This is a genomic window from Shewanella sp. UCD-FRSSP16_17 (assembly GCF_001675935.1).
Lineage (GTDB): Bacteria > Pseudomonadota > Gammaproteobacteria > Enterobacterales > Shewanellaceae > Shewanella > Shewanella japonica.
Map to the genome: position 1 here is coordinate 632952 of NZ_LZFV01000035.1, position 24913 is coordinate 657864.

24 protein-coding genes are annotated in these 24913 nt (G+C 41.2%); 12 read left to right on the forward strand and 12 right to left on the reverse strand.

What is annotated here, in order from left to right:
- Positions 1-14 precede the first annotated feature (14 nt).
- A complete protein-coding gene (locus A9267_RS16410; protein ID WP_065109945.1) occupies positions 15-674 on the forward strand; it encodes a nitroreductase family protein in 660 nt (219 codons plus the stop codon).
- Positions 675-832: 158 nt separating this feature from the next.
- Here the strand turns inward: A9267_RS16410 and A9267_RS16415 are convergent, their stop codons facing one another.
- Entirely contained in the window at positions 833-2035 is a 1203-nt protein-coding gene (locus A9267_RS16415; protein ID WP_065109946.1) for an ammonium transporter, read from the reverse strand.
- A gap of 724 nt (positions 2036-2759) precedes the next feature.
- Entirely contained in the window at positions 2760-3254 is a 495-nt protein-coding gene (locus tag A9267_RS22185) for a type II secretion system protein (protein WP_065109947.1), read from the reverse strand.
- 187 nt (positions 3255-3441) lie between these two features.
- On the opposite strand from A9267_RS22185, the gene acuR reads away from it, so the two are divergent.
- Positions 3442-4086, forward strand: a complete 645-nt coding sequence (gene acuR / locus A9267_RS16425; RefSeq protein ID WP_065109948.1) for an acrylate utilization transcriptional regulator AcuR — start codon at positions 3442-3444, stop codon at positions 4084-4086.
- A 47-nt stretch (positions 4087-4133) separates the two neighbouring features.
- A complete protein-coding gene (gene acuI / locus A9267_RS16430; protein ID WP_065109949.1) occupies positions 4134-5117 on the forward strand; it encodes an acrylyl-CoA reductase (NADPH) in 984 nt (327 codons plus the stop codon).
- Positions 5118-5193: 76 nt separating this feature from the next.
- On the opposite strand, the gene A9267_RS16435 is transcribed toward acuI, so the two are convergent.
- Positions 5194-7275, reverse strand: a complete 2082-nt coding sequence (locus A9267_RS16435) for a M13 family metallopeptidase (RefSeq protein ID WP_065109950.1) — start codon at positions 7273-7275, stop codon at positions 5194-5196.
- 477 nt (positions 7276-7752) lie between these two features.
- On the opposite strand from A9267_RS16435, the gene A9267_RS16440 reads away from it, so the two are divergent.
- Positions 7753-8436: an energy transducer TonB gene (locus A9267_RS16440; protein WP_197495554.1), complete on the forward strand. Its 684-nt coding sequence runs from the start codon at positions 7753-7755 to the stop codon at positions 8434-8436.
- 93 nt (positions 8437-8529) lie between these two features.
- Here the strand turns inward: A9267_RS16440 and A9267_RS16445 are convergent, their stop codons facing one another.
- Positions 8530-9429, reverse strand: coding sequence for a LysR family transcriptional regulator (locus A9267_RS16445; RefSeq protein ID WP_065109951.1), 900 nt, complete (start codon positions 9427-9429; stop codon positions 8530-8532).
- Positions 9430-9597: 168 nt separating this feature from the next.
- Between A9267_RS16445 and A9267_RS16450 the strand changes: the two genes are divergently transcribed.
- Positions 9598-10605, forward strand: a complete 1008-nt coding sequence (locus A9267_RS16450; RefSeq protein WP_065109952.1) for an aldo/keto reductase — start codon at positions 9598-9600, stop codon at positions 10603-10605.
- A 56-nt stretch (positions 10606-10661) separates the two neighbouring features.
- Entirely contained in the window at positions 10662-12488 is a 1827-nt protein-coding gene (locus A9267_RS16455; protein WP_065109953.1) for an alpha-amylase family glycosyl hydrolase, read from the forward strand.
- Between the two features lie 286 nt (positions 12489-12774).
- On the opposite strand, the gene A9267_RS16460 is transcribed toward A9267_RS16455, so the two are convergent.
- Positions 12775-12954, reverse strand: coding sequence for a PA3496 family putative envelope integrity protein (locus tag A9267_RS16460; protein ID WP_055024806.1), 180 nt, complete (start codon positions 12952-12954; stop codon positions 12775-12777).
- Between the two features lie 623 nt (positions 12955-13577).
- On the opposite strand from A9267_RS16460, the gene A9267_RS16465 reads away from it, so the two are divergent.
- Positions 13578-14567: a hypothetical protein gene (locus A9267_RS16465; protein ID WP_065109954.1), complete on the forward strand. Its 990-nt coding sequence runs from the start codon at positions 13578-13580 to the stop codon at positions 14565-14567.
- A 115-nt stretch (positions 14568-14682) separates the two neighbouring features.
- Here A9267_RS16465 and A9267_RS16470 read toward each other — a convergent pair whose 3' ends face one another.
- The gene (locus tag A9267_RS16470; protein WP_065109955.1) at positions 14683-15558 is read right to left on the reverse strand and encodes a radical SAM protein; all 876 of its coding nucleotides are present in this window, start codon (positions 15556-15558) and stop codon (positions 14683-14685) included.
- Positions 15559-15704: 146 nt separating this feature from the next.
- Here A9267_RS16470 and A9267_RS21840 point away from each other — a divergent pair, with 146 nt between their 5' ends.
- On the forward strand, positions 15705-15881 hold the full coding sequence (locus tag A9267_RS21840; RefSeq protein ID WP_156669186.1) for a hypothetical protein: 177 nt from the start codon (positions 15705-15707) through the stop codon (positions 15879-15881).
- Positions 15882-15926: 45 nt separating this feature from the next.
- On the opposite strand, the gene A9267_RS16475 is transcribed toward A9267_RS21840, so the two are convergent.
- A complete protein-coding gene (locus tag A9267_RS16475) occupies positions 15927-16733 on the reverse strand; it encodes an SDR family NAD(P)-dependent oxidoreductase (RefSeq protein WP_065109956.1) in 807 nt (268 codons plus the stop codon).
- A gap of 404 nt (positions 16734-17137) precedes the next feature.
- Between A9267_RS16475 and A9267_RS16480 the strand changes: the two genes are divergently transcribed.
- From A9267_RS16480 to A9267_RS16490, 3 genes are all read left to right on the forward strand, one after another.
- A complete protein-coding gene (locus A9267_RS16480) occupies positions 17138-17689 on the forward strand; it encodes a type II secretion system protein (protein ID WP_269454734.1) in 552 nt (183 codons plus the stop codon).
- Positions 17690-17854: 165 nt separating this feature from the next.
- Positions 17855-18175: a hypothetical protein gene (locus A9267_RS16485; RefSeq protein ID WP_065109957.1), complete on the forward strand. Its 321-nt coding sequence runs from the start codon at positions 17855-17857 to the stop codon at positions 18173-18175.
- 340 nt (positions 18176-18515) lie between these two features.
- The gene (locus A9267_RS16490; RefSeq protein WP_065109958.1) at positions 18516-18914 is read left to right on the forward strand and encodes a YgiW/YdeI family stress tolerance OB fold protein; all 399 of its coding nucleotides are present in this window, start codon (positions 18516-18518) and stop codon (positions 18912-18914) included.
- Positions 18915-19019: 105 nt separating this feature from the next.
- On the opposite strand, the gene A9267_RS16495 is transcribed toward A9267_RS16490, so the two are convergent.
- The 3 genes from A9267_RS16495 to A9267_RS16505 form a co-directional block, all read right to left on the reverse strand.
- A complete protein-coding gene (locus tag A9267_RS16495) occupies positions 19020-19547 on the reverse strand; it encodes a hypothetical protein (protein ID WP_065109959.1) in 528 nt (175 codons plus the stop codon).
- A gap of 65 nt (positions 19548-19612) precedes the next feature.
- Positions 19613-20650, reverse strand: coding sequence for a YHYH protein (locus A9267_RS16500; protein WP_065109960.1), 1038 nt, complete (start codon positions 20648-20650; stop codon positions 19613-19615).
- 209 nt (positions 20651-20859) lie between these two features.
- On the reverse strand, positions 20860-21894 hold the full coding sequence (locus A9267_RS16505) for a putative porin (RefSeq protein ID WP_065109961.1): 1035 nt from the start codon (positions 21892-21894) through the stop codon (positions 20860-20862).
- 289 nt (positions 21895-22183) lie between these two features.
- Here A9267_RS16505 and A9267_RS16510 point away from each other — a divergent pair, with 289 nt between their 5' ends.
- A complete protein-coding gene (locus A9267_RS16510; protein ID WP_065109962.1) occupies positions 22184-22858 on the forward strand; it encodes a Crp/Fnr family transcriptional regulator in 675 nt (224 codons plus the stop codon).
- A gap of 79 nt (positions 22859-22937) precedes the next feature.
- Here the strand turns inward: A9267_RS16510 and tsgA are convergent, their stop codons facing one another.
- Entirely contained in the window at positions 22938-24101 is a 1164-nt protein-coding gene (tsgA, locus tag A9267_RS16515) for an MFS transporter TsgA (RefSeq protein WP_144430181.1), read from the reverse strand.
- 39 nt (positions 24102-24140) lie between these two features.
- Positions 24141-24845: a purine-nucleoside phosphorylase gene (gene deoD, locus A9267_RS16520; RefSeq protein WP_055024784.1), complete on the reverse strand. Its 705-nt coding sequence runs from the start codon at positions 24843-24845 to the stop codon at positions 24141-24143.
- Between the last annotated feature and the right edge of the window lie 68 nt (positions 24846-24913).

The window sequence follows — 24913 nt, forward strand, 5'->3', positions numbered from 1 at the left end:
TGAGGAAATACTTTATGTCTCATCAAATTATTACAGATCTTAACAGCCGCTATACAGCTAAAAAATATGATGCTTCTAAACGGATTTCTGCAGAAAATATGTCAGTACTTAAAGAGGCGATGCGTTTATCTGCTTCTTCGATTAATTCGCAGCCTTGGAAATTTATTGTGCTTGAAACGGATGCTGCCAAACAACGTTTCCACGATACTTTTGCAAACATGCATCAGTTTAATCAGCCTCATGCGACTGAAGCATCACACATTATTTTATTTGCTCACAACCCGTATTACACCAAAGATGACTACCGTAAAGTGGTTGACGCAGAAGTGGCATCAGGCCATTTACCGGCAGAAATGTACGACAACATGTTAAATGGTGCTTATGCCTTTGCTGATTTAAATACTGATGAAAGTGGGTTTAACGGCAACTGGACTAAAGCGCAAACATACATTGCGATTGGTAATACACTGCACGTTCTAGCGCGTTTAGGTATTGACTCAACGCCAATGGAAGGGGTCGATCCTGACTTAATTGGCGAGATTTTCAAAGAAGAATTAGCAGGTTATGTATGTCAATTTGCATTAGCGATTGGTTACCATAAAGGTGGTGAAGATTATAACCACGGTAAACCTAAAGCTCGTTTACCTGAAGCTGATGTGATAACTGTTTTATAATCGCATTGGATTACTAAAAAAGCTCAAGCAAATGCTTGAGCTTTTTTGTTTTCGTCACTATTTTATGCTGTCACTTATCGGGCTGAAAACAGGGCAGAACCTTTTTCATAAAACAGTCATAAAAAAAGTCATAAAAACAGCCATAAAAACTGACAGAGTTACTTGTCAGCATTGGTTGAGCCAATTTTGTGAATGGCTAAATCAGCGCCTATATATTCATCTTCTTGGCTCAAACGTAAGCTAGCTATTTTATGAACAATACCGTAAACAATCACGCCGCCTACGATGGCAAAACCAACGCCCACAAGTGTGCCAACCAGTTGCGACATAACGCTTACACCACCAAGACCACCTAAGCTTTGTTGTCCAAATATTCCAGCTGCTATACCACCCCAAACACCGCATAATCCATGCAAAGGCCACACACCTAATACATCATCAATTGTGGTGCTGCGTTGAAGTTTTGTGAATACAAAAACAAATAAGCCACCGGCAACACCACCGACGACAAAAGCGCCAACTGGATGCATTAAATCAGAACCCGCACAAACAGCAACTAACCCAGCTAGTGGACCATTATGGATAAACCCTGGATCATTTTTACCAACAATTAACGCGATAATCGTGCCGCCCACCATGGCCATTAAACTGTTTAGGGCCACAAGGCCACTTATGCCATCTAAGGTTTGTGCTGACATGACATTAAAACCAAACCAGCCGACAATTAATATCCACGACCCTAATGCCAGAAAGGGAATGTTAGATGGAGCAAAGGCGACTCCTGGCTTACGGCCACCACGAACACCTAAAATGTACACAGCAACTAATGCTAACCAACCGCCCATTCCATGTACTACAACAGAGCCTGCAAAGTCATGAAACTCTGCGCCAAAGGTGTTGCCTAACCATGCTTGAAATCCATAGTTACCATTCCATATCATGCCCTCAAACAGTGGGTATACAAACGCCACAATCAATGCAGAGGCAAATAAGAAGGGGCGAAAGCTACCACGCTCAGCAATACCGCCAGAAACAATGGCGGGAATAGCGGCGGCAAAGGTGAGTAAGAAAAAGAACTTCACTAAGTCATAGCCATTATTAGCTGCTAATGTCTCTGCGCTGACAAAAAAGTGGCTGCCGTAAGCGATTTGATAGCCAATGACAAAATAGGCTACAGCTGAAAAAGCAAAGTCGGTTAAAATCTTAACTAATGCATTTACTTGGTTTTTATGTCTGACAGTCCCCACTTCTAAAAATGCAAAGCCTGCGTGCATCGCTAGCACCATAATTGCACCAAGAAGGATAAAAACGGTATCCGCACTTTGTGCAATTACCCCGATCGCGTCACTGATATTGTCCATTTATGCTCCCCAAAGCTATTCTCTTATTTATAATTCAGTCACTTAGTGAAGCAAGAATTATTCCTATGTTGGGATAATGTTAAATTCAGGAGGGGCTAAAATGGTGCGACTAGATAAAAATTCCATCATAACAATAAGTTCTATGATCGATATCGGTGCGATTTTTCTGCAGCTTTAGGTTGAATGATTAAGTTCTGTTCAGTAAATGCGTGCATTTTGTTTCATAATGGTGCGATGGCTGAGTCACCATAGTGCAGCGCGTTATCTAACAGTGCAGCGTTATCAAATAGTGTGGAGCGGTTTATTAAGGCCATTTAATTTGATGTGTTCTAATGCGCTAATCGCTTTTAAGATGCCATCTGAATTATCAACAGCGTTGAGATCAACATGGGTTTGTTGGCGGACTTGTTCTAGGATTACAGATCGCTTAACTCGATATTTTTCAGATACGCAAACGGCACAAGAGCGTGCACTCGATGCTCGATAAGCAATAGGCGGCTTGTATCTAATGCACGTTTACGGCTAGAGCTAAATGACATTATTAACGGTATTTCATCGGCTTAGGTATGCCACTCATGGCTGAAGGCTCATCGCTTAAGGCTCATCGCTAATGGCACTTTACTAAGAGTGCCAAGTTAGCTTGATGATATATCGTTTATTGCTTTGTTTTACAGCAGTATTAATAACATTTACAAATGGCTTTTAGCCGTTTTTTCATCGAGGGCTAACAATCGTCAGTATATAAAGTGGTTTTAGCGGGATAAGTTGCTCCACGAGCATCAGTCCACTGGTGGCTGTATTGTACGAAGCAGTTGCCAGCCCCATCACCAATGGTAGGGTGGTCAGCAGGATGAATTCTCATGTTTACTTCATTGGTTTTTTCCATTTCCCATGCACTTGGGTCATCAATGCCTTCGACAAACATCGCTAAGCTTGTTTCATCTGCCTGCATGCTGCCATATATGAGCGTTGCACCTGCGTATTCATCGCCAATTGCTGCAGCATCAATCGATGCTTCTTTTTCAACGCCATTAATCGCTGATTTTGAGTAAACCAGACTGTTGGTACTATCAATTGCACCCGCCATGGCTTCAACGGTGGCCTTATGAGCATCACCTTTAAGGTCGATAAATTTTGGCGCTGCGACCACAGATAAAATACCCAAAATAATAATCACGACCACTAATTCAATTAGCGTAAAACCATTACTGCGCTGCATTATAAAACCTCAAATAGTGAATTTGTGGCTATTATTCCTCAATGAAAACTTGAAGAGTTACCATTTGGTGCCAGATGCAGGATTTATGGCATATCGCAAGGAATCATAGTGAGAGCAACTAAACAAAAAAGGCAAAGGATCTGAAATAACATTGCATTTTAATAGACGATCGGTCTAATATAATTTTATGACAGAATCAATTGTAGAAAACATCACTAAACCACGACGTGGTAGGCCGCCCAAGCAGGCGAGAGACAGTCAAGATACTCGGGCGGAACTAATTCGCAGTGGTCTTGAGCAACTGACTGAGAATGGCTTTGCCTCTTCTGGAATCGATCACATTCTTAAAAAGGTCGGGGTGCCCAAAGGTTCGTTTTACTATTACTTTGCGAGTAAGGAAGCATTTGGTCAGGCGGTGATTGAAAACTACGCCACGTATTTTGCTTACAAACTTGATAAATGCTTGCTAAACGAAGCTTACTCAGCGCTTGAACGTATTGGCCTTTTTGTTGATAGTGCGATGGATGGTATGGAGCGCTATCAATTTAAGCGTGGTTGTTTGGTTGGTAATTTAGGCCAAGAAGTGGATTTATTGCCTGAAAGCTACAGACAGCAATTGATTGATATATTTTTAGATTGGCAGCAAAGATTAACGGCTTGTCTAGAGGCTGCCAAAGTTGAGGGCGAATTATCCCCAACGGCTAACTGTGCTTTATTGGCTGAGCATTTTTGGGTTGGCTGGGAAGGGGCGGTAAGCCGCGCAAAGTTAGTTAAAAGCACTCAGCCACTGCAAAATTACCTTGAATGTTTTATCGCAGGATTACCACGATAAAATTTTTTAACTATTTATAGACGAGCGGTCTATATTGAGGAGTGACCATGTTTAACGGCTTATTAATTGAAAAAGATGACCAAGGATATCGCGCGGCAGTTAAGGAAATTGATGAGAGTGTTTTACCCGATGGCGATGTAAGCGTAAAAGTGATTTATAGCACGATAAACTATAAAGATGCATTGGCAATTACCGGTAAAGGTCCTGTGGTCAGGCAGTTTCCTATGGTGCCTGGTATTGATTTAGTGGGGCTTGTTGAAGCGTCCGACACTGATAAATTCAAAGTTGGCGATTACGTGCTACTCAATGGCTTTGGTGTTGGCGAAGTGCATTGCGGTGGTCTTGCTGAGCGGGCGCGTTTAAAAAGTGAATGGTTGATCCCATTGCCTAATGCCTTTACACCAAAGCAAGCTATGGCGATTGGCACCGCAGGTTATACCGCAATGTTGAGTGTGATTGCGCTGGAGAAAAATGGCGTCACTCCTGAAAAAGGTGAAATTCTGGTGACAGGCGCTAATGGCGGTGTCGGCAGCTTTGCTATCGCCATTTTAGCCAAACTTGGCTATCAGGTTGTGGCATCAACAGGGCGAGCAGATCAAGCCGCTTATCTTGAAAAGCTTGGCGCTGCAGAAGTGATTGACCGTAACACCTTATCGGAGCCTGGTAGACCATTAGCCAGAGAGCGCTGGGCTGGGGCGATTGATTCTGTTGGTAGTCATACCTTAGCCAATATCTGCGCCAGTACAAAATATGGCGGCACTGTAGCGGCTTGTGGCTTGGCCCAAGGGATGGACTTTCCTTCTTCTGTCATGCCATTTATTTTACGTGGTGTGACGTTAGCGGGTATCGACAGTGTCATGCGTCCTCTTGAAGACAGACTTGAGGCATGGCAACGCTTAGCTGAGATTATTGAACCACAAATGTTTGATGATATTTCAGCAGATATTGGCTTAGATGAAGTGATAAGCACGGCAGAAGCGTTAATGGCTGGTCAAGTTCGTGGCCGCGTTGTGGTCGATTTAACTAAGTAGCAAAAGTACACTTTCATCGACTCATAAAAAAGCCAGTCAATTGACTGGCTTTTTTATTTATCGGGTGATTGACCGATTACCAAATACGAACGCGCTGGTCTTCTGGTAAGTAAAGCTTGTCACCTGGTTTCACGTCAAACGCTTTGTACCATGCATCATGGTTACGAGGCGCAAGTGCGCGGTAACGGCCTGGTGCGTGAGTACCTGCACGCAGCTGACTTAACATGCTTTGCTCGGTGCGTTTTTCTTTCCACACTTGTGCCCATGCTAAGAAGAAACGTTGATCGCCCGTCAGGCCATCAATAATCGGTGCTTCTTTACCATTTAAGCTTAACTGGTATGCATGATAGGCCATGGCTAAACCACCTACATCACCAATGTTTTCGCCTAAGCTGTTACGGCCATTTACGAAGTTGTCCGGTAGTGGCTCGTATTGACTGTATTGATCTGCAAGCATATCGGCTTTCGCCTCAAATGCAGCTCGGTCACTGTCGGTCCACCAGTTACGTTGAATACCGTTAGCATCAGATTTAGAGCCTTGGTCATCAAAGCCGTGTCCCATTTCATGACCAATCACAGCGCCAATGCCGCCATAGTTCACCGCTGGGTCGGCATTTGGATCGAAAAACGGAGGCTGTAAAATGGCTGCTGGGAACACAATCTCGTTAAATGAGCTATTGTAGTATGCGTTGACGAATTGTGGCGTCATGCCCCAACGGTTACGGTCAGTCTTTTTCAATTCTTTAGCAACGCTATCGGCATGGAAGTACTGGCGTAAGTTTTGGATATTAGCGATTAAGTCTTTGTTGGTTAATGTTAGGCCATCGAATTCTTGCCATACATCTGGGTAACCAATCTTAGGTTTGAAAGCGGCAAGTTTAGCATGGGCGTTTACCTTAGTTTCATCACCCATCCAATCAAGACCATCAATACGTTGACCTAACGCAGTGCGAAGATTTTCAACCAATTCAGCCATTTGCTGTTTTGATGACTCTGGGAAGTAACGCGCTACATACACTTTACCAATAGCAAAACCTAACGATTGGGTGCCAGACATTTCGGCTACGGCACGTTTCCAGCGCGGTTTAGGCTCTTCTTGTCCGCTCAGTTCTTTGCCATAAAAAGCAAAGCTTGCGTTGTAGATATCTTCAGATAGTAAGCCTGCATTGTTACTGACAGTGTGGAAGGTCAGGTAGTCTTGCCATACATTTAACGGCTCGTTATTGATTAGCTCAATCATCGCTTTGATCGGCTCAGGCTGAGACACGTTAAGTTGTGGGATTTGGTAACCTGATTGCTCAAAGAATAAGTCCCAGTTGAAGTTAGGGTACTCATTATTTAAGTCTGCACGTTTAACCTGATTTAAGGTTAAGTCACGGTTACGGCGTTTCTCACGTGGCCATTGACCTTCAGCAATTTTAGTTTCTAACGCAAGAATAGCTTCTGCGCGAGCTTGGCCATCTTTAATGCCAGCAAAAGCTAGCATTTCAGCAATGTGGCTCACATAAGCGGTGCGAATTTTTACAAAACGCTCGCTGTCTTCTAGGTAGTAAGAGCGATCAGGTAAACCTAAACCGCCAGCGCCAATAGACAGTTCATATTGGTTTGGATCTAAACGGTTGAACCACATGCCGCCAGAAATTGGCGATTCAGCATCGGTGAGCCACGCGTTACCAAATACCTTGGTTAAGTCATCAGTGTTTTTAACTGCGGTAATAGTATCTAATGTGCCTTGAATAGGGGTGATACCCAATTTATTGATGGTATCAGTGTCCATGTAAGACTGATAAAAATCTGCAATTAACTGCTCTTCAGCATTTAAATCACTACGACTAGCGATATCATCAATGATTTCTTTAACTTGTTTCTCGCTGCGCTCACCAAGAGCGGTAAATGCGCCATAACGAGTTTTATCCGCGGGCATTTCAAAATTGTCATACCATGTGCCGCTGGCATACATAAAGAAGTCGTCACCCGGTTTTACCGCTTCATTTCGGGCGGTTAAATCAATCCCGAAATCACCTAACTCAGCGTGGGTGTTGGTGGCTTTTGTTACTGTAGCTTCTGCCTTATTCGTGTCATTGACTTTGACATCTGAACTGCCGCAAGCACTCAAAAAGGTTGAGGCTAGTGCAATTGCAATTAGCGTTTTTTTCATTGTGGTCTGCTTCCTTACAAAAAATGGGGTTCATTTTTGTTTTTTATTGGTTTTATTTTGATTTTTATTCGGGCGATCTTTTTACAACGACAATTTTTTACTGCAATTATCTATAGGATCCATATCTAATAATCGCCACCATATTCTAAGACTGAGCCAAAAAGTCAATCTTATAATTGTTAGCAAATCTTGTTACGTATATAGCCAGCTTGAGCTTAATACTTAGGTATGAATCTAAACTGAAACAATCAGGCGAGCATTTGGGAGATAAGTGTTAAATATTAATGCGAAAAATAATGTTATTTTGAAAGCGCTTTCTGTGTTTATTTTTTGTTAATTAATTGTTTTATTTTGTGTGTGGTTTTGGTTGTTTTGGCTAAATGTAACAAAATATTTGGTAAGTGCGTTAATTGACGACTACAGGTTAAAAGGCAGCTTAATTGTTTGTATTAATTCTACATTACACAAGGAATGTCTATGACCTCAGATCAAACTGCTTTTCAAAATAGTTCAGCTTTTTACTCAAACTCTGTGAATTTTTTCCATTGTATTACCTCATCTCGCATAGTGAGCCATGTGAGTATTTTACTCGTTGGTGGGGCTATCACGCTTGCCTTGTTTGTATTCATGGCCCAGTTGATAAAAAGCGATGATGTTTATGTGGAAGAAGTGCAACCGAGCCCAATCATTGATTATTTTGAGAGGCCAGCAGAGCCGTCAAAGCCGATAAAAAAAATTAGATTGGAAAAGAAATCAATACCGCCCTTAGTTAAACGCGATACGGTTGCGACAACCAGCTCGGATACGAATAATACTTTTGATGACATCTCGCCAGAAATGACGACGCCGATTCAAGAAACGTTTACTCCGGGCTTTAATGAAGGGGACGCAATGCCTGTAGTACAAGTCTCACCTCAGTATCCTATGGATGCTGCTCGTGACGGGAAAGAAGGTTATGTGATAGTGATGTTTGATATCAGTAGCAGTGGGGCGGTTATCAATGCACAAGTGCTGGAGGCTGAACCTAAAAGAACCTTTAACCGTGCAGCTTTGCAGGCGATTAATAATTGGAAATACAAACCAAAAACGGTCAAAGGTCAGGGCGTGATCCAACGTCATCAGCAAGTAAGATTAGACTTTACGCTCGATCATTCTCAGTAATTGCACTCAGTAATCGCACGTAGCCGTATTGGCGGTTTTATTCGGGTTAACCTAGCTCATTAAGCTGCAGAGTTAGGTTAATCTGCTAAACCACTATTGTCGCTGTGATGGCGGCAGGTGACGACTTATCCAGTCTGACGTAAAGGTAATAAAACTCGCTAATCTTGCTGATTGATGTATCAGTTGTGGATGAACAAGGTAAGTAGAAGAGGCCTGTGTGGGCTCATTGACGAGTAAAGGCATTAAGTTGCCAACTTCAAGTTCTCTATCAACCAAATACTCAGGCACAAAAATGATCCCTTGGGCATCAAGTGCTAACGCTTTTAGCATGTGATTATCATTAATGCTTAAATGACTTTTCACCATCATCGGTTCTTGCCCTATATGCCACAGGCTTTGCTCTTCAGCGGTTAAGCAAAGATGTTGTGTCAGCTCTTCAATTGTACTTGGAGCACCGTGTTGTTCAATATAAGCGGGCGCTGCGCAGCATACATACTGATAAGAAAATAACTTTTTAGCCACCATATTTTGTGGTGGTGTTTTGGTTGCTCTAATGGCTAAATCAAAGTCATTTTGGGTTAAATCGTAGGTGGTGTAACTACTGTCGAGCGAAAACTCAATGAGTGGGTTTTGCTTTTGAAAATCACGGCAAATAGTCAATAGGTAACGTTGGGTAAACTGGCTGGGTGCTGTAATACGAATTCGACCCGCAATACTGTCATTGTCATGGCGTATCTGCCTATCTAACTCCAATAACGATTGTTTTACCTGTCCCATCTTCGCCAATATTAATTCACCTTGGGGAGTGAGCTTTACACTGCGCGTACTGCGGATCAGCAAAGGTCTGCCAAATTCCTTTTCTAATTGGCGGATCTGTTCCGAAAGATAGCCTCTGGATATGCCTAAAGTCGCCGCTGCTTCTGTAAAGCTGAGCTGTTTTGCGACTTCATTAAATAGAAATAGTCGCTCAAATTTCTTGTGCTCTCGGCTCATTAGCTTAGTCCTTCATAAAATACGGATGATAGTTTTTGTTCTTTAAAATGAATTGTATTTTGTTATTGGTAGCTATATCAAATAATGATTTTGGAGAATACGGTTCCACTGTTGGGCTTAATGTTGAGAATATGCATCATCTTAATACTTAACATCAGTGATTAAACCATGAAGTCTGTCGTTAAACCTTTGGCAAATGTTAGCCCTAATACTTTACCTCTTAATCAGCACTTACCTCACGCAAGCCCTTTAGTGTATGGCTGTATGGGGTTGGGAGGGGGGTGGAATAATAATGGCATAAATGCAAAAGACTTAGCGCAGGCTCATGATGTGGTGAATACCGCTTTAGACCAAGGGATAAACTATTTTGACCATGCGGATATTTATACTTTTGGTAAAGCGGAACAAGTATTTGGTCAAGTTTTATCGTCTCGACCTGAGCTAAGAGAGCATATGTTGATTCAAACTAAATGCGGTATTCGATTTGCTGATGATAAGGGGCCTAAACGCTATGATTTATCGGCACAATGGATAGGCCACAGTGTGAATCAAAGTCTGAAACACCTGCAAACTGACTACCTAGATGTACTGGTATTACACCGACCAGATCCGCTAATGGATGCAGAAGATGTTGCCAAAACCTATCATCGACTTCGTGACGAAGGCAAAGTGAGATTTTTAGGTGTCTCGAATATGCAGCACCATCAAATGCGTATGCTGCAACAGCATTTAGATACGCCTTTGGTCGTGAATCAGTTAGAGCTGAGTTTACACAAACAGCATTGGATAGATGAAACCGTTTATGCCGGAAATCAGCTTGGGGCTGATATTAATTTTACCCCTGGCACATTGGAATATTGCCAACAGCAACACATTCAAGTGCAGTCGTGGGGAAGCTTATGCCAAGGACGATACAGCGGCGCAGATCTCAGTGATGAGCCAATGCGGGTTAAACAAACCTACGCATTAGTTTGTCAGCTTGCCGCTGAATACAGTGTCAGTAAAGAGGCCATCATTCTTGCTTGGTTAATGCAGCATCCGGCTCGAGTTCAGCCAGTGGTTGGAACAACCGACTTGCAACGTATTGCAGCATGTCAGCAAGCAGTGGGGTTACAGCTAACTCGAGAACATTGGTATGCCTTATATGTCAGTGCAAAGGGGCATGAACTGCCTTAATTTCAGCACGTTATTGGGCAGATTTGGATTATTCATTAATGGATTAAGAAGGTGTTATGAAACAAATATTTTTCACGAGTTTGGCTTTACTGTTATTGGCCTTCCACATACACGTACACGCTGCGCCTAAGGTAAACGATGCGAAAGCAACGGGCGACAAAGTGATATATCAGGATTATCTTCAGCGTGATATTCGAGATGACATTTTTTATTTTGTTTTACCAGATCGTTTTAACAATGGTAATCAAGCCAATGACAATGGAGCCGTATCTGGTGTATCTCATGGCGGGTTTGATCCCCTTACTGAGCGAGGTTTTCATGGCGGTGATATTAACGGTATTGAACAGAAACTTGCGTATCTTGAATCGCTTGGCATTACAGCAATATGGATGACACCACTGCTAAGAAATAATGCGATTCAAAAAGACGGCATTGCTCACCATGGATACTGGATTGTCGATTTTACTGAAATCGATCCGCACTTTGGTACAAACGATGACCTGAAACAATTGATTGATGCGGCGCACCGACGTGGCATGAAAGTATTTTTTGACATTATCACTAATCACACTGCAGATATCATTCGTTATAAAGAGTGCCACCAACTTGATGGTCGATTTATTGAAGGGCTAACGCGTTGTGAATATAAGCCAGTAAACACAGCTGTGAGTGAGCAGTATTCGCCATTTCTATTGGATGATGAAGCCAATATCAAAACACCATCTTGGCTAAATGACCCACAGTATTATCATAATCAAGGCGACAGTAATTTTGAGGGAGAAAGTTCATTAAACGGTGATTTTAATGGTCTAGACGATCTGAATACTTTGCATCCTAAAGTGCTGTCTGGGATGGTCGAGATATATCAAAATCTCATTGCTGAGTTTAAACCTGATGGATTCAGAATCGATACCGTGCGTCATGTTGATTTATCATTTTGGCAAACCTTCAGCCCTGCTATTGTTGAGTTTGCCAAGCTGCAGGGGATCCCTCAGTTTCATGTATTCGGTGAAGTCTATGATACCAACCCTGTTAATTTGAGCTTATACACCACAGATGGAAAACTGCCGTCGGTATTGGATTTTGCTTTTCAAGACGTGGCAGCAAAAATCTTTTATCAAGGGCAAAGTCCGCTGCTTGCCAAGCAATTATTTGAGCAAGATGATTTGTATAAAGATGAAGATAGCCAAGCAGATTTACTGATGACTTTTTTAAGTAATCACGACATGGGACGAGCAGGTTACTTCATCAATGAATCTGGCATTGCCAGCACAGAAGCAGAAAAATTACAGCGCAGTATTTTATCCCATGCCTTTATGTTTTTATCTCGAGGGATTCCGGTGGTGTATTACGGTGATGAGCAAGGGTTTACTGGCGATGGTAATGATATTGATGCCCGAGAAGACATGTTTGCCTCCCAAGTACCAAGCTATAACGACAATTCGTTATTGGGCACTTTGGCAACAACGGCTGATGACAACTTCGATAAAGTGCATCCTTTGTATAGGGCCATTGCCGCACTGAGTGAGTTACGCAAGACTGAGCGGGTTTTACGCCGTGGTGAGTATCAAGCTCGATTTTATGCTGATAAAGAGAACGCAAGTCATGCCGCTATGTTTGCTTTTTCAAGAATAGATAACAGCACTGGTGAGGAGTTATTGATGGTATTTAATACTGGTACCAGCTTGGCTTCGGCAACGATTCCTATGCAGGTTACTGAAGTGGATTCACTCCTTAATACGCAGGCTTTAAAAGAAGCGGCAACATCATCAAAGACTGCTATATCAACGAGTCAAGTCAGGGTTAATGAGCATGATATTAAGGTCTCACTCGCTGGTTTAAGTTTTGAGGTGTATCGAGTGACTCATCGCAACGACTATTAGCAAGGCAACGACTAATAGCAAGGAGTCAATATAGGCTCAGATTGACGATAAAACCTCACTAAGGAGCTTTCCCCTTTTTACTCCTGACCACTGTAGGCATGAGTTTACAGTGGTTTTTTATTGGATAAGCGTGATGCAACGATTGCGCAGTGATTAATGAAACTAAGTGGGGATTATTGGATAATTCATTAAGCTCAGAAACCAATGAGCTTAATGAATAACAAAGCGTGGTGGGAGATGAACGCCTGTATTGGAAAATGAAATAGTTAGTTAAGAATGCTAGGGATTACGCAAAAAAATCATCCTCACCCATTGCACGTTTGAGTTGTTGTGCTTCAAGGTAGTCTTCAAGACGTCTTTTTACTTCGCGTCTGTGTTGTATATCTTCTTTTGCTTTTGGATTAGATGGTTTTTCAAACCCATCTATTTCTGTGTTACTTGGAACAAATTCAATAATTTCAGCCATAAAATATCCTCATTATCGAGTCGAATTTTCTTGGTATTTCATGGGCCAAATGGCGCTGATGGTATTCAAGAAAACCTGTCGATATCAAACATAGAGACCAAACTACAAGCATTTAGTATTGGTAAAAATAAACACTACATTAGTGTATGCTTAAGCTGGAATTTATCAGGAGTTTCAAAATAAAAATGCGATCCGGATAACAATTTTATTTTAAAGTTTCAAAAGGAGATATTCGTCATATTTTAAGGGGATAGGCGAATTATTTTGCTAACTATCTAGGGCATGTTGCTCTTTCAAGGTTATTTTTTCGAAGTAAAACATAACCAGCAAAGAGCAACAGGCCCTAGTCACTATATTCATTTATTCAATACAAGATTAAGGTCATTAAGACACGCATGACTAACAGAGGTGGCAAAGGGTCAAGTGAGTCACTTCATCATTCATCATCTGCGTTTTTTAAGCTCAATACGCAGTAATTCTCATTGTGTGCCACTTATGTCAAAGCTTAAAAGACTGTAAAGCTGCTAGTGATTAGTGTCTTGCTAGGGTTAAATAACCTTATTCAATATTTTTATGAATAGCCTATTATTAACCAACGCACTTATTGATTGACTGAAGGGCCTATGAAAAACGAATTGTTTAAAAACATCCTATTTTCAGTTGGCGGTATCGTCATGATAGGAAGTACAGCGATGAGCTGTGCTTCTGATGATATTCAAATGCACCATGATGACTATCTCGGCTCAGGGAGTATTACCCAAGGCGCTGCGACTACCGTCGTCACTAATTTGTTTACGTGTCAAAATGGTCGCAGTCGCGTTGCTGGTATAGGTGAGATTACTGATGCGCAGGGCGGAGTTTGGACTGTACCAGGCAGTAATCAATATAGCAGTGCACCCAAAGCAATGGATTTATATGAACAATGCGCTGGTATTACCCCTAGAAATTTAGCCGGAGTTAATCAAGATGATGTGCCTGTGGTGACAGTTGACCCGCAAGGTGAGGTGATTACTGGGTATATTTTTGCAGATAATTACTTTGAACTTTATATCAATGGCAAATTAATCGCCGTTGATAGCGTGCCATTTACGCCATTTAATTCAAGTATTGTAAAATTCAAGGTCAGTAAACCTTATACCATTGCCGTTAAAGTCATTGATTGGGAAGAAAACCTAGGTTTAGGTTCTGAGAATAATAGAGGTAATGCATACCATGCTGGTGATGGGGGCTTTATTGCCAGCTTTAGTGATGGCACTGTGACAAATCGTGATTGGCAAGCGCAAACCTTTTATACCTCTCCAATTTTAGATTTAAGCTGCTTATCTGAAAAAGACGGCGCGAGATTATCTACTGATTGTGGTGTTACGGATGAGAAAAATGGACAACAAGCGTATGCCGTGCATTGGACGATGGCTGATAATTGGATGAATGAAGATTTTAATTCAAGTACTTGGCCGCAAGCAAGCTTATACTCAGAAGATGAAATAGGAGTGAATAATAAAAACGCCTACATGAATTTTATCGAAAAATTCAGTGGGGCGGGAGCCAGCTTTATTTGGTCTACTAATGTGGTGTTAGATAATGAGGTATTGCTACGGTATACCGTGAACTAATGCGTGGTTGATATAATATTCAGTAAAGTAAAAACAGTGGCTTAAATAATGGCAAAGTGTTGAGGGTGAATCCCAACACTTTGCAAGGTTATAGCTGTTAAATTAGCATGTTAGCCTACCAAGAAAACGTTTGAATGATGTCTTGTTTTGTCACTGGATTAGTTGCTATTTCATGCTCAATTCTATCTTTAAATGGCACTCTAGCTTGAGGTAACATGCCTCGCATTGGCGAGATATTATTACCGTGATCGCCCCAGTAATAGCAGTCAAAGTCCGCTAAATTTTCCAGTAAGTACTTCTCTTCTTCCAGCACTTGTAATGGACTTGGCATAACAAATTCACCACGCAGTACTTGCTGTTCGAGTTCAGTTCCTGGCTGAATTGCAATGGCCATTGGCGCAATTTCTTCCGGTTGCATAATGTTTAAAATATCTGTAGTCGCTTTAATGTGTTCTTTTGAGCGATGACGGCCACCTAGTCCAAATATAAATGAAGCCAGCACTTTAATCCCTGCCTCTTTTGCCATCGCCATGCCTTCAATGGCATGTTCAGGTTTCATCGCCTTTTTGATGTTATCGAGGACAATAGGATCGCCAGACTCTAAGCCTGCGTATGCCATTGTCAAACCCGCTGCCCGCATTTGTTTAAGTTCCGCCACTGTTTTACGGCGAAAATCATTAAAGCCTGCATATAAAGCAATATTTTGAATTTCAGGGAAAGTCTCAGTAATTTTATTGAGAATCGCCAATAAAAATTCGGTTCTTACAGCCATGACATTGCCATCAATCAAAAAGATAGATTCAACGTGAGCGTGAATTTTTCTGGCCTGTTCAATATCACTAAAAATATCTTCTAGTTCACGAATTTTAAATCGTTTATCGCTGAACATATTGCAGAAAGTACATTGGTTGTTACTGCAACCTAATGTGGTCTGAATGAGGATGCTGTCAGCCTCTGGCCATGGACGATAAACTTTGCCTTCATAACGCATAACGTTTCCTTAAGACTGTCGTCTTATTGAGAATACATCACCTAGAAGTGGAGACACTCTAGGTCAACGCTAGATGAAAAGACACCTAGCAATACAATGAAGGCGATCTTAGCAGTAGATTTTTAGCTTGATAATTAAGCTCTATATTGAATCAGTTTATCGATTTTGTTGATAATCGCTTTATTGCAAAGTCACAGGACTGTTATGCAACTCAGGGTTTTACCGTGATGAAAAAGCGTTGTGCTGATGCAGAAGATGACAGGTTTTATCAAAAGAATGAGTCATCGCAGGGCAATAAAAAAGCTAAAGGCACGGGCCATTAGCTTTTTTAATATTAAGGTTTTTGTAATTGAAACTGAGCTTAATTATTAGCTTAGCTCTGTAAGAACTTGCTCAAGCACAGCAACCACTTTTGCGGTTTTAGCTACATCAAGTGCATCAGGGTGAGGTGATGCAAATTGGCCTCTGTCATTATCAAAATATTGCCCAGTTGCTTGAGCAAACTCTTCTGATAATGCCGCTCTGGTTAGAATGTCCGCACCAATTGATAAATCTCCGCCAGCCACACCGTATGCTTGTTTAACCATTTTACTGCCTAACATCGAAGCAGGATTGACCGAGACAATCATAGGTCCATGACCTTGAACTGATAAGGCGAGATCTCGTGACCACATGGTCAGCGCCAGTTTACTTTGGGCATAGACAGTACTATCAGATAACTGACTTGGCTGTGCCATGTCGCTTGCTAAAAAAGCGGCTTGTGCAGCTGAAGATAAATTCACAATGCGGCCGCTATTATCCATGATCGGCATTAACAACTTACTAAGCAAATAAGGCGCAAAAGTGTTTACTGCATAGCGTGAATCTAAGCCGTCTGAGGTGATTAACGTCGTAGGGTTATAAACCCCTGCATTGTTAATTAGCACATCCAGTTTACTGTGTATTTCTTTAATGTTTGCTGCTAACTTTTTGACATCAGTCATGCTAGATAAATCGGCAACATACGTTTCGATTTGTGCAGCAGAGGAGCTGTTAGTAAGCAGCGTTTCCACATCGGCAAGTTTGTTAGGGTTACGTCCATGAAGTAATACTTTATGGCCTTCAGCGAGTAACATTTTTGCTGTTTCTAATCCAATTCCATCTGTTGAACCAGTAACAAGAATGATTTTTTGCATGGTGTATTCCTAATGATATTAATCGCCGCTGGGGCGCTGTCCACTGTTTTGATTCATTAATATTAGCACTTATTGAGTGTTTGATAATGGCACTAAATGCAGAATCACTTTATAGATTCGGTTGATAATAGAGCACTGTAAATAGCTGCAATAGATTGGTTAAATATTAACTTTATTTAATTTGCACAATCACAAAATTGAGTCCAATGTTGATTTAGAGTCTTTACTCTATTTGGTTTTGTGGTTGATACACTTGTCGTTTCAATTAAGTCGTTTCAATTAAGAAAAAAATAGAGTGATGGTCATAAGGTGGATTAACTCCAACGCTAGGATGGCATTCTAGGTTTAAGATGACTTAAGCCTTCATCAGAGAGACGAAAATGTCTCTATAGCGAGGTATCACTATGAAATTATCAATGGTTACAAAACCGAATTTTTCAATGTCGACAACTCAAGCGCAAGGCGGCTTCACTTTAGTCGAATTAGTGGTTGTCATCATTATTCTTGGCATTTTAGCTGTCGTGGCCGCGCCCAAGTTCATTAATTTACAGGGTGATGCTCGCGTGAGCTCGCTTGCTGGAATGAAAGCGGCGATTCAAAGTGCTAATACATTGGTGTATTCAAAAGCCAGTCTTGCTGGAGTGGAGAAAGATGCAAATGTGACGGATTTAGATATCGGTACAGGTAATGATTTGTTCACAGCCTACGGTTATGTGGTTGCTTCTGAGCTAGATTTAGATAATTTGCTACAAAATGACTTTAACTCAGCCGTTTCTGAAACCGATCCTACCATGGCTGTTGATAGAGGTGCTGAATGGACAATGTATGAAGGCAATGGGCAAGCGACTATTTGGCAAGTCGGTGCCCCTGCAGAATGTAAGTTAATCTATAAGGAGGCAAAAAGTACAACAGAATTACCAGAGTACATAATAGAAACTGATCCAAACAAGTGTTAAGGAGGCTGAGATTTATAGATTGAAATATAAAGCAGTCTCATGTGTTGAGGCTGCTTTTAGTTTTAGCTAAATCCTATGTTTTTCGAACTGATTTAGCTTAGTAGCGATTGCTTTTCACTATTAACCGCTTATGCTAATGCCATGTTTATTTTTCGCTAAATTATTATGCCTACAGCTAAAAACGCTAACCTTGTATCTGTCGTCGTTATCATCGGCTTGCTAATTGCTGTTATCACATCAGTTGTGATGATCAATCAGTCTCATCAACATAAAGGCCCTGAAGTTTGGAGCTCATTTGTGTATAAAAATGGTTATGATTCTGCCGCTTATGAAATGGATACAGATTTTGTAGATTACCCTTCATGTAAAGCTCATGCACAGACAGTATCGGCAGAATATAACAATGCACCATGGCAGTGTGGTTTATACTGTCGATTCGATTCTATGAGACAAGGCTTCGAATGTGAGTCGATGTTAAATGACTAACCCATATCGTTGCTTCTCTTTTTGTTGATATATTTTCTATTTATCTTGCTGACATCATATGAGACCACAGTGGAGTAAAGTGGTAACTAGGTTTCAATAATTCTTCATATCATAGCCACATCAAGCATAACTTTAATGGTTGAGGCGCTAATACACCTTAATAAACCAATGATGAACAATGTTTCACATTAACAATCGGTCATCTTGGACTTTAACACTCAGTAATCGCGTATTATTCCGCCAACAACAAAAGGTGTTAACCAATGTTTCAGCTTGTGCAAAAAGAACGTGTTTGTCGCAAACCTTAATCTATTAGCCAATGATGTTAATGAGGATAGAAATGAAAAAATTATTAGTATGCAGTGTGTTATTTATGTCATCAGCAGCAATGGCAAATCAGTCTGAAGGTTATTCTGATAATGCTGCCGTAACGACACTAGCGTTAAATCAAGCTGGTGGATTCAGTGGGCCAGTTGCTGGCTCTGCTCATACGGTTGCTTCTGCATTAGAGGCAAAAGACGATGCTCCAGCCATACTAACAGGGTTTATCGTCGAGTCTTTAGGTGATGAAGAGTATCGATTTAAAGATGACAGTGGCGAAATCATTGTCGAAATTGATGATGACAAATGGAGTGGTATTCATGCGACTCCAGAAACCAAGCTGACTTTACAAGGTGAAGTGGATAGTGAGTGGACTACTACGTCTTTAGATGTCGATGTTGTTCGTTTAGCTGACTAATACAGGTTAACCGAGTTTAATAACTAAGATTATTAACGAGGTTATTCATTAAGAAAATAAGAGGCGAATCATCCTAGCGATGGTTCGCCTTTTTGTTTTGAAAAATTAGTCTGCAGAGGCATTAAGTAAGGTTTTAGACGATTGATCTTTATCGATAATAACGGTCTGTTTTTGCTTATCATGTTGGCGGGTAATCGTCATATCCATTTGTTGCTCAGACAAGTGACGACCAAATAAGCGATTGGTAAACGTTAATTCACCATTGATGTTATCTAGGGGATATTTACCCATCACAATTAAGTGTGATGACGGCTTTTTGGGATTGCCATGAGATGCTAATGAAATGATTAACCCTTGCAATGGTAGCTTGGCTTTTGAGTCACTAAGCTGCACATTTTCATGTATTAATTCAGTTGCTTGGTTTTTGTATCGCGTAAGTTCTGCAGAGGATGCTTTGCCATCATTGTCCATATCTAAACCTTCAAAGGCAGATACGGGTAAGGACAGCACCATAAAGGCGCCTTTATCAACAATATTGATGGTGCCGTGCTGCGCAACCATCATATGTGCGAGTGCGTTGGCACACATTAGAATACAGATTATTAATATTGTGATAATTTTTAATAACATCATCTTGGGTATTCTCTTAATTGATGTAAGTGTAATCGTGTTATTGGCTTCAATCAGATAAATAGAGACTAAACCTCGCCTTTGACACAACGCTGAAAGTACGGGTAACTGTCGGTGGCGTAATAGTGGTAAATGCCATTAGGGAATTCAGGTGTGACTCCAACTCGTCCATTGCATTCATCTAAGTCACCGAAACCCGCTATATATTCCCAATCTTGAGCAAAGGTCCCGAGTGGATAAATCTCGGTCGAAGGCCTGCTTTCACTCACCGTGGTGACTAGCTGATAACTCCCTTGTATGGCTTTGAGCTCTGAACTGGCGTCATTGGCATCGCTGTAACCATATCGAGCATATATAGGAAACCCATCAGCAGCCCAACCTATGAGGGTCATTTTGTCGTTACCGCCTTGCTGAAGTTCGATAAAGCCTTCTGGCATTCCGTGATAATGGTATTCGCCTCCAGGTTGAACGTGGGCGTTATTATCATCGGTACCAAAGTTAAAGTTGCTTTGGCCTAATGCCTCAATATTCCAATTACCCTCGTTGCCTACTAAGCTGCAGTTATTTCCAGAATCATCACAAGTACCCGCTGTACTGGCATCAATTTTTACTCCATTGAGTACATAACCTAGGGTGCCTCTTGGGCCGCCTAGTACGGTGGCAGTATTAGTTTCGACAGGTGTTAAGCTGAAATTAGCTGAGATATCTTGCTCGAAAATCATATTTGGGTTGTTGGCATTGGGGAAAGTGCCGACATCATGGTCAGGGATCCCGTTTGCTTCTAATAAGCGTTCACCTCCCTCGCATGACCATTCGGCGTTACTGGTGTTATAAACTGATTCAGATTCGTTATAGGTGCTATTTGCATAGTCGCAAAGCACCCCATCAGTTGAATCTGCTCCTTCATCATCAGCACCTGAGCCGTTAGAGTCATCACCTGAGTTGTCATTGGGGGTTGTGACCGTTTCTTGGGTTTCATCTGCAATCTCTGCATCACTATTACTGTCACTACCGCCACAAGCAGTTAATGTGCAGATAAGTAATAAAGATAACCAGTGCAGTATTAGGTTGGCATTTATATTATTTGAATTAACAGTCAGTTTCATCGCAACGATTTCCTATGTAATGCAAAGGGTAAGTTAGCGTTTGCTCATGTAGTAAGGTCTATCGTAGCGATGAAATGTGCAGCAAATGTGTAGAAACGAAGGAGAAAGTGGATAAATGTTAGTTTTTTGTTGTTAAGCGGTCATCGCCATCAAAGTCATGGCGATGACACTAAGCAACTCATTGGCCGAAGAGCATTAACTTACTGGGTTTAAAATCTTGCATTTAAATCTAGGCCAAATAGCAAGGAGTCTTGGTTATCGTCATTGTCATTAAATAGCTTACTTGCACTAAATTTGGCAGAAAAATGGGGTGATATCTGCCACCAGTAAGCCGTGTTAAGACCGTAATTATTGACACTGTCAGAGACTTCAATTGTATCCCCTTCAGGGGTGAAGCTGCTGCTATTAAATTGCTTGATATCAATATCTTGCCAATCGTATTGCGCGCCTATTGACCACGACTTATTGATGTAAAAATCAGCGGCTAGGAAAATGTGGTTGAAGGTATTATCAATGTCAGTGGTGAAGTAGCGTTCTGGCAAAAAACCGTCTTGCGCGAGTCGATAATAGTAATATTGACTCGCATCAGTGTACTGCCAACGTGCAAACAAATTCACCCCATTAATTGACTCCATTGGGATATAACTTTGAGTTTCTATGCCGAAGGTATCGGATTGGTTATCAAAATTAGCTGCTAATAAGCCGATTTGGAAATTCTGACCACTGCCACTTGTGTGTTGATAACTATCTGATCCACTCTGGTTTTGGTAAAAAATGGAGATTTGCGAGCTTTCGTTAAAGTAATAACCTAACTTAAGACCATAAAGTGACTCGTCGTAATTATATGGCCAGGCAAAGGAGTCATCGTCATCATTGATTTGCTGATAATTTGCGCCAATGAACCAGTTTGATTCAAAAACATAAGTGCCATCGACTTGATAACTGCTGGTCTCGGCTAGATCTGATTTAAGGTAGTTTACGCCGAAGTTTGAAGATTGAGCCAAAAAGGTATTTAGGGCCCAAGGACCTAAATCAGTGCTCACGGCATCAAAATAATAACGATAACTGGCAAATAGATAAGCGTTGTCGCTGTTGTCTGTATCAGTGATATATGAAGCACTAGTATCGTGATGAAAACTGTTGTTAGCTGATGCTAGCGTATCATTAGCTTGAGCAGAAAAAGCCACAAAGCTAATAGCAATCGCTGCGGTCAGTTTGAGTGGCTGAGAGTGGCATCGTTTCATATCTTACATCCTTGTTTGTTTACTGATTTAAATAACAAGATTGACCATTACTATTTGGTAACACTTGTGTGTAATTGTATCAATTGTTGTTATTTATCAATGTGTTATGTTTTATTTAATTTATATAAAAGTGTGAGCGGTGTAAAGAGTGAAGTGGTGAGGCTTGAATTGTGTGGTTTCGTTTCTTAGCGAATTTAAGCTATTTATTGGGGTTGAATGGCAGTGAGATTACGTAAGCTATCAAATAGCCGTTATAATCGAGAGAAAATGAGCTTATATAGACGTTGATATGCAATTAAAACCGCTTGCGAAGGGAAGGTTTCGAGATCAGTGGCAGCAGCATCATGATTCGATTGAGAAGATCATGAGGCAATGTATTACAGAAACGAAAACGGTAGAGCGTCACTATAAATTAATGGAGCAAGGTCAGCAGGTGAATGAGCTGATTTATGTTCCAAGTGGCAGAATTTCTATGGGGTATACCGCCAGAAATGGTCGTAGTTTCCAACTCGGTACCATGACATGTGATTCGCAAATATTTGGCGAAATGGAGTTTTTTACTCAATATCTTTGTCAGTTGGATATTCTTGCTGAAGAACCATTATCTATATCAACTATTAATGGCGATAAGTTACATGAGGCATTAGTTAAAACCCCACAGTTTGCATTATTTTTTGCCAGCGCAATTGCAATAGACTACCAAGATACCGTGGATATTTTGACTCGAAGAATGCTGTATCCCATTGCCTACAATATTGCCTACGATTTATATCATCAGTATCTGCATGACCAGCCCGTTGAAGGATTTAATCGGTGTTACTTAGAGGCTGAGCGCTTTGCTACCACTGACAGAGTATATCGAAGAGCAGTTAAAAAGCTGGAAGATTTAGCACTGATCAAGCGTGAAAAAGAAGGCATTATTATTCAAGACTTAGCTGGACTGAAAGCTTTCATAGCACAATAAAACGATTACATTAACGGTTTATATAAAAGCCTCTTTATCATTCTGATATCAGAGGCTTTTTTGACGATTTATTTTCCGCTTATGCTGTTGCTAATGACGCTTGTTGGCGACGAGAAGCAATTAACATCATAATAATCAATGCATAAATAACAGGGATAGCATACATCACAGTTTGCAGGCCAATGATGCTTTCAAACATTGAACTAATCGCTGGGCTGAACATTGCGCCAGCACTGCCACTGATTAAGATATAAGACACATTTTTGCTACTTGCTTGTTTGACGAATGATACGCCGTAAGCAATGAAAGCATTATACAGCGCCGCACAAGCAAAACCGTAGCCATAGGTTAAGTAGCCAATCCACTCTAAGTTAGTTGTCGTTACAATTAAGCTGGTAATCACTAACGCAAGGGAGATCATTCCCATAATAAAGTGCTGAATTTTAACTCGCGATACAATGGCTGTTGAGACTAACGCACCGATTAATGCTGCTGACCAGTACTGAGTAATAATATTGCCAGCTTCTTCAAATGGGATAGTAAATTTTTGCGACACAAATGTCGGTGCCCAAGTGAGGAAGGTATAGAGGCTCAGCATGCCCAGAAACAAGCCTACACCACCACTAATGATGCCAAGGTTCCATTCTGACTTTTCTTCAGCTTCATCGGTAGCAGAGGTAGACTCACAGAGGTCAAAATTGGTTAGCAGCGCAATAGCAGCTGTAGCGAGTGCAACGATACCCACAGCTAAATAACTGTAACTCCAAGAGAGTGCATTAGTTAGGGCGTATGTGGTTATCATTGGGAAGATGACACCTGCAACATTGAAGGTGGCATCTTGTACTACAAGCATGGTGCTTTGAATTTTATCTTTCCAGACTGATACCACAATGGTGCCCGCGATACATAGCCCAACACCTCCACACAAACCAATGACTGTCATGGCAATCATGACAACGGATAGTGAACTGGTGAAATGCAGCGCTGCAGCACTTAATGCGATAGATACGTAACTGATCAGTGTGATGCGTTTGACGCCGATTTTTTCAATCAAAAAGAAAGCGGCAATGGTACCTGCTAATGCGCCGCCATTGAGTAATGAAAAAATAGAAGCTACTTCATTGATGTTAGCGGAAAACTTATTGGCAATTGGCTCGATTAGCATGCCAAATTGCGTAGCAAAACCTGCCATCACAAAGTTGGCTAAGAAACTGAGCAGAGTTAAGGATATTTTATTTTTCATAATTGGTGCCCTTTATGCTGTAACAACCCTAATGTTGTTTTATTGACTTGCTGTTTCTAATGCCAGCTTTATCATTTGGTTAAAGGTTAATTGTCTTGCTTCGGCGGTGGTTTCTTCGCCCGTTAAGCAGTGGTCTGATACAGTCAAAATCGCTAATGATTCAATTCCGTGTTGATGGGCTAACCCATAAAGGCCTGCGACCTCCATGTCGATGCCTAATACACCAAAACGTTCAAGTGCTGGGATCATATCTTCGTCTGGATCGTAATACAGATCGCCAGTGAAAATATTGCCCACCTTAACGTTAATCTGTTCTTGTTGAGCAATAGTGTAGGCTTTGTTTAATAGGCTGAACGTTGCCGATGTAGCCATTTGATAACCACTACTGCGTTTTGCGTTGGTTGGTGAGTCGGTGCCTGCTGCTTGGGCTAAAATAACGTCGTTAATTTTTACATCATGTTGCGTCGCACCTAAACTGCCTACTCGAATAATGCGCTTTACGCCAAAGTCATTTACTAATTCATGGGCATACAGCACCATCGACGGGATCCCCATCCCGTGCCCCATGACTGAAATTCTTTGGCCGTTATAAAAACCGGTATAACCCAACATGTTTCTAATGTTGGTCACTTCGACTGCATTGTCTAAGAAGGTTTCTGCGATGTATTTAGCGCGTAGCGGATCGCCCGGCATAATAATGGTTTCGGCAAAATCACCCAGTTTGCCATTGATGTGTGCGGTCATTGTATTTCCCCTTTTTTTAATTAACTCGATAATAAGTGGCGAGAACTTAAGCTGTGAGGACAAAAGTC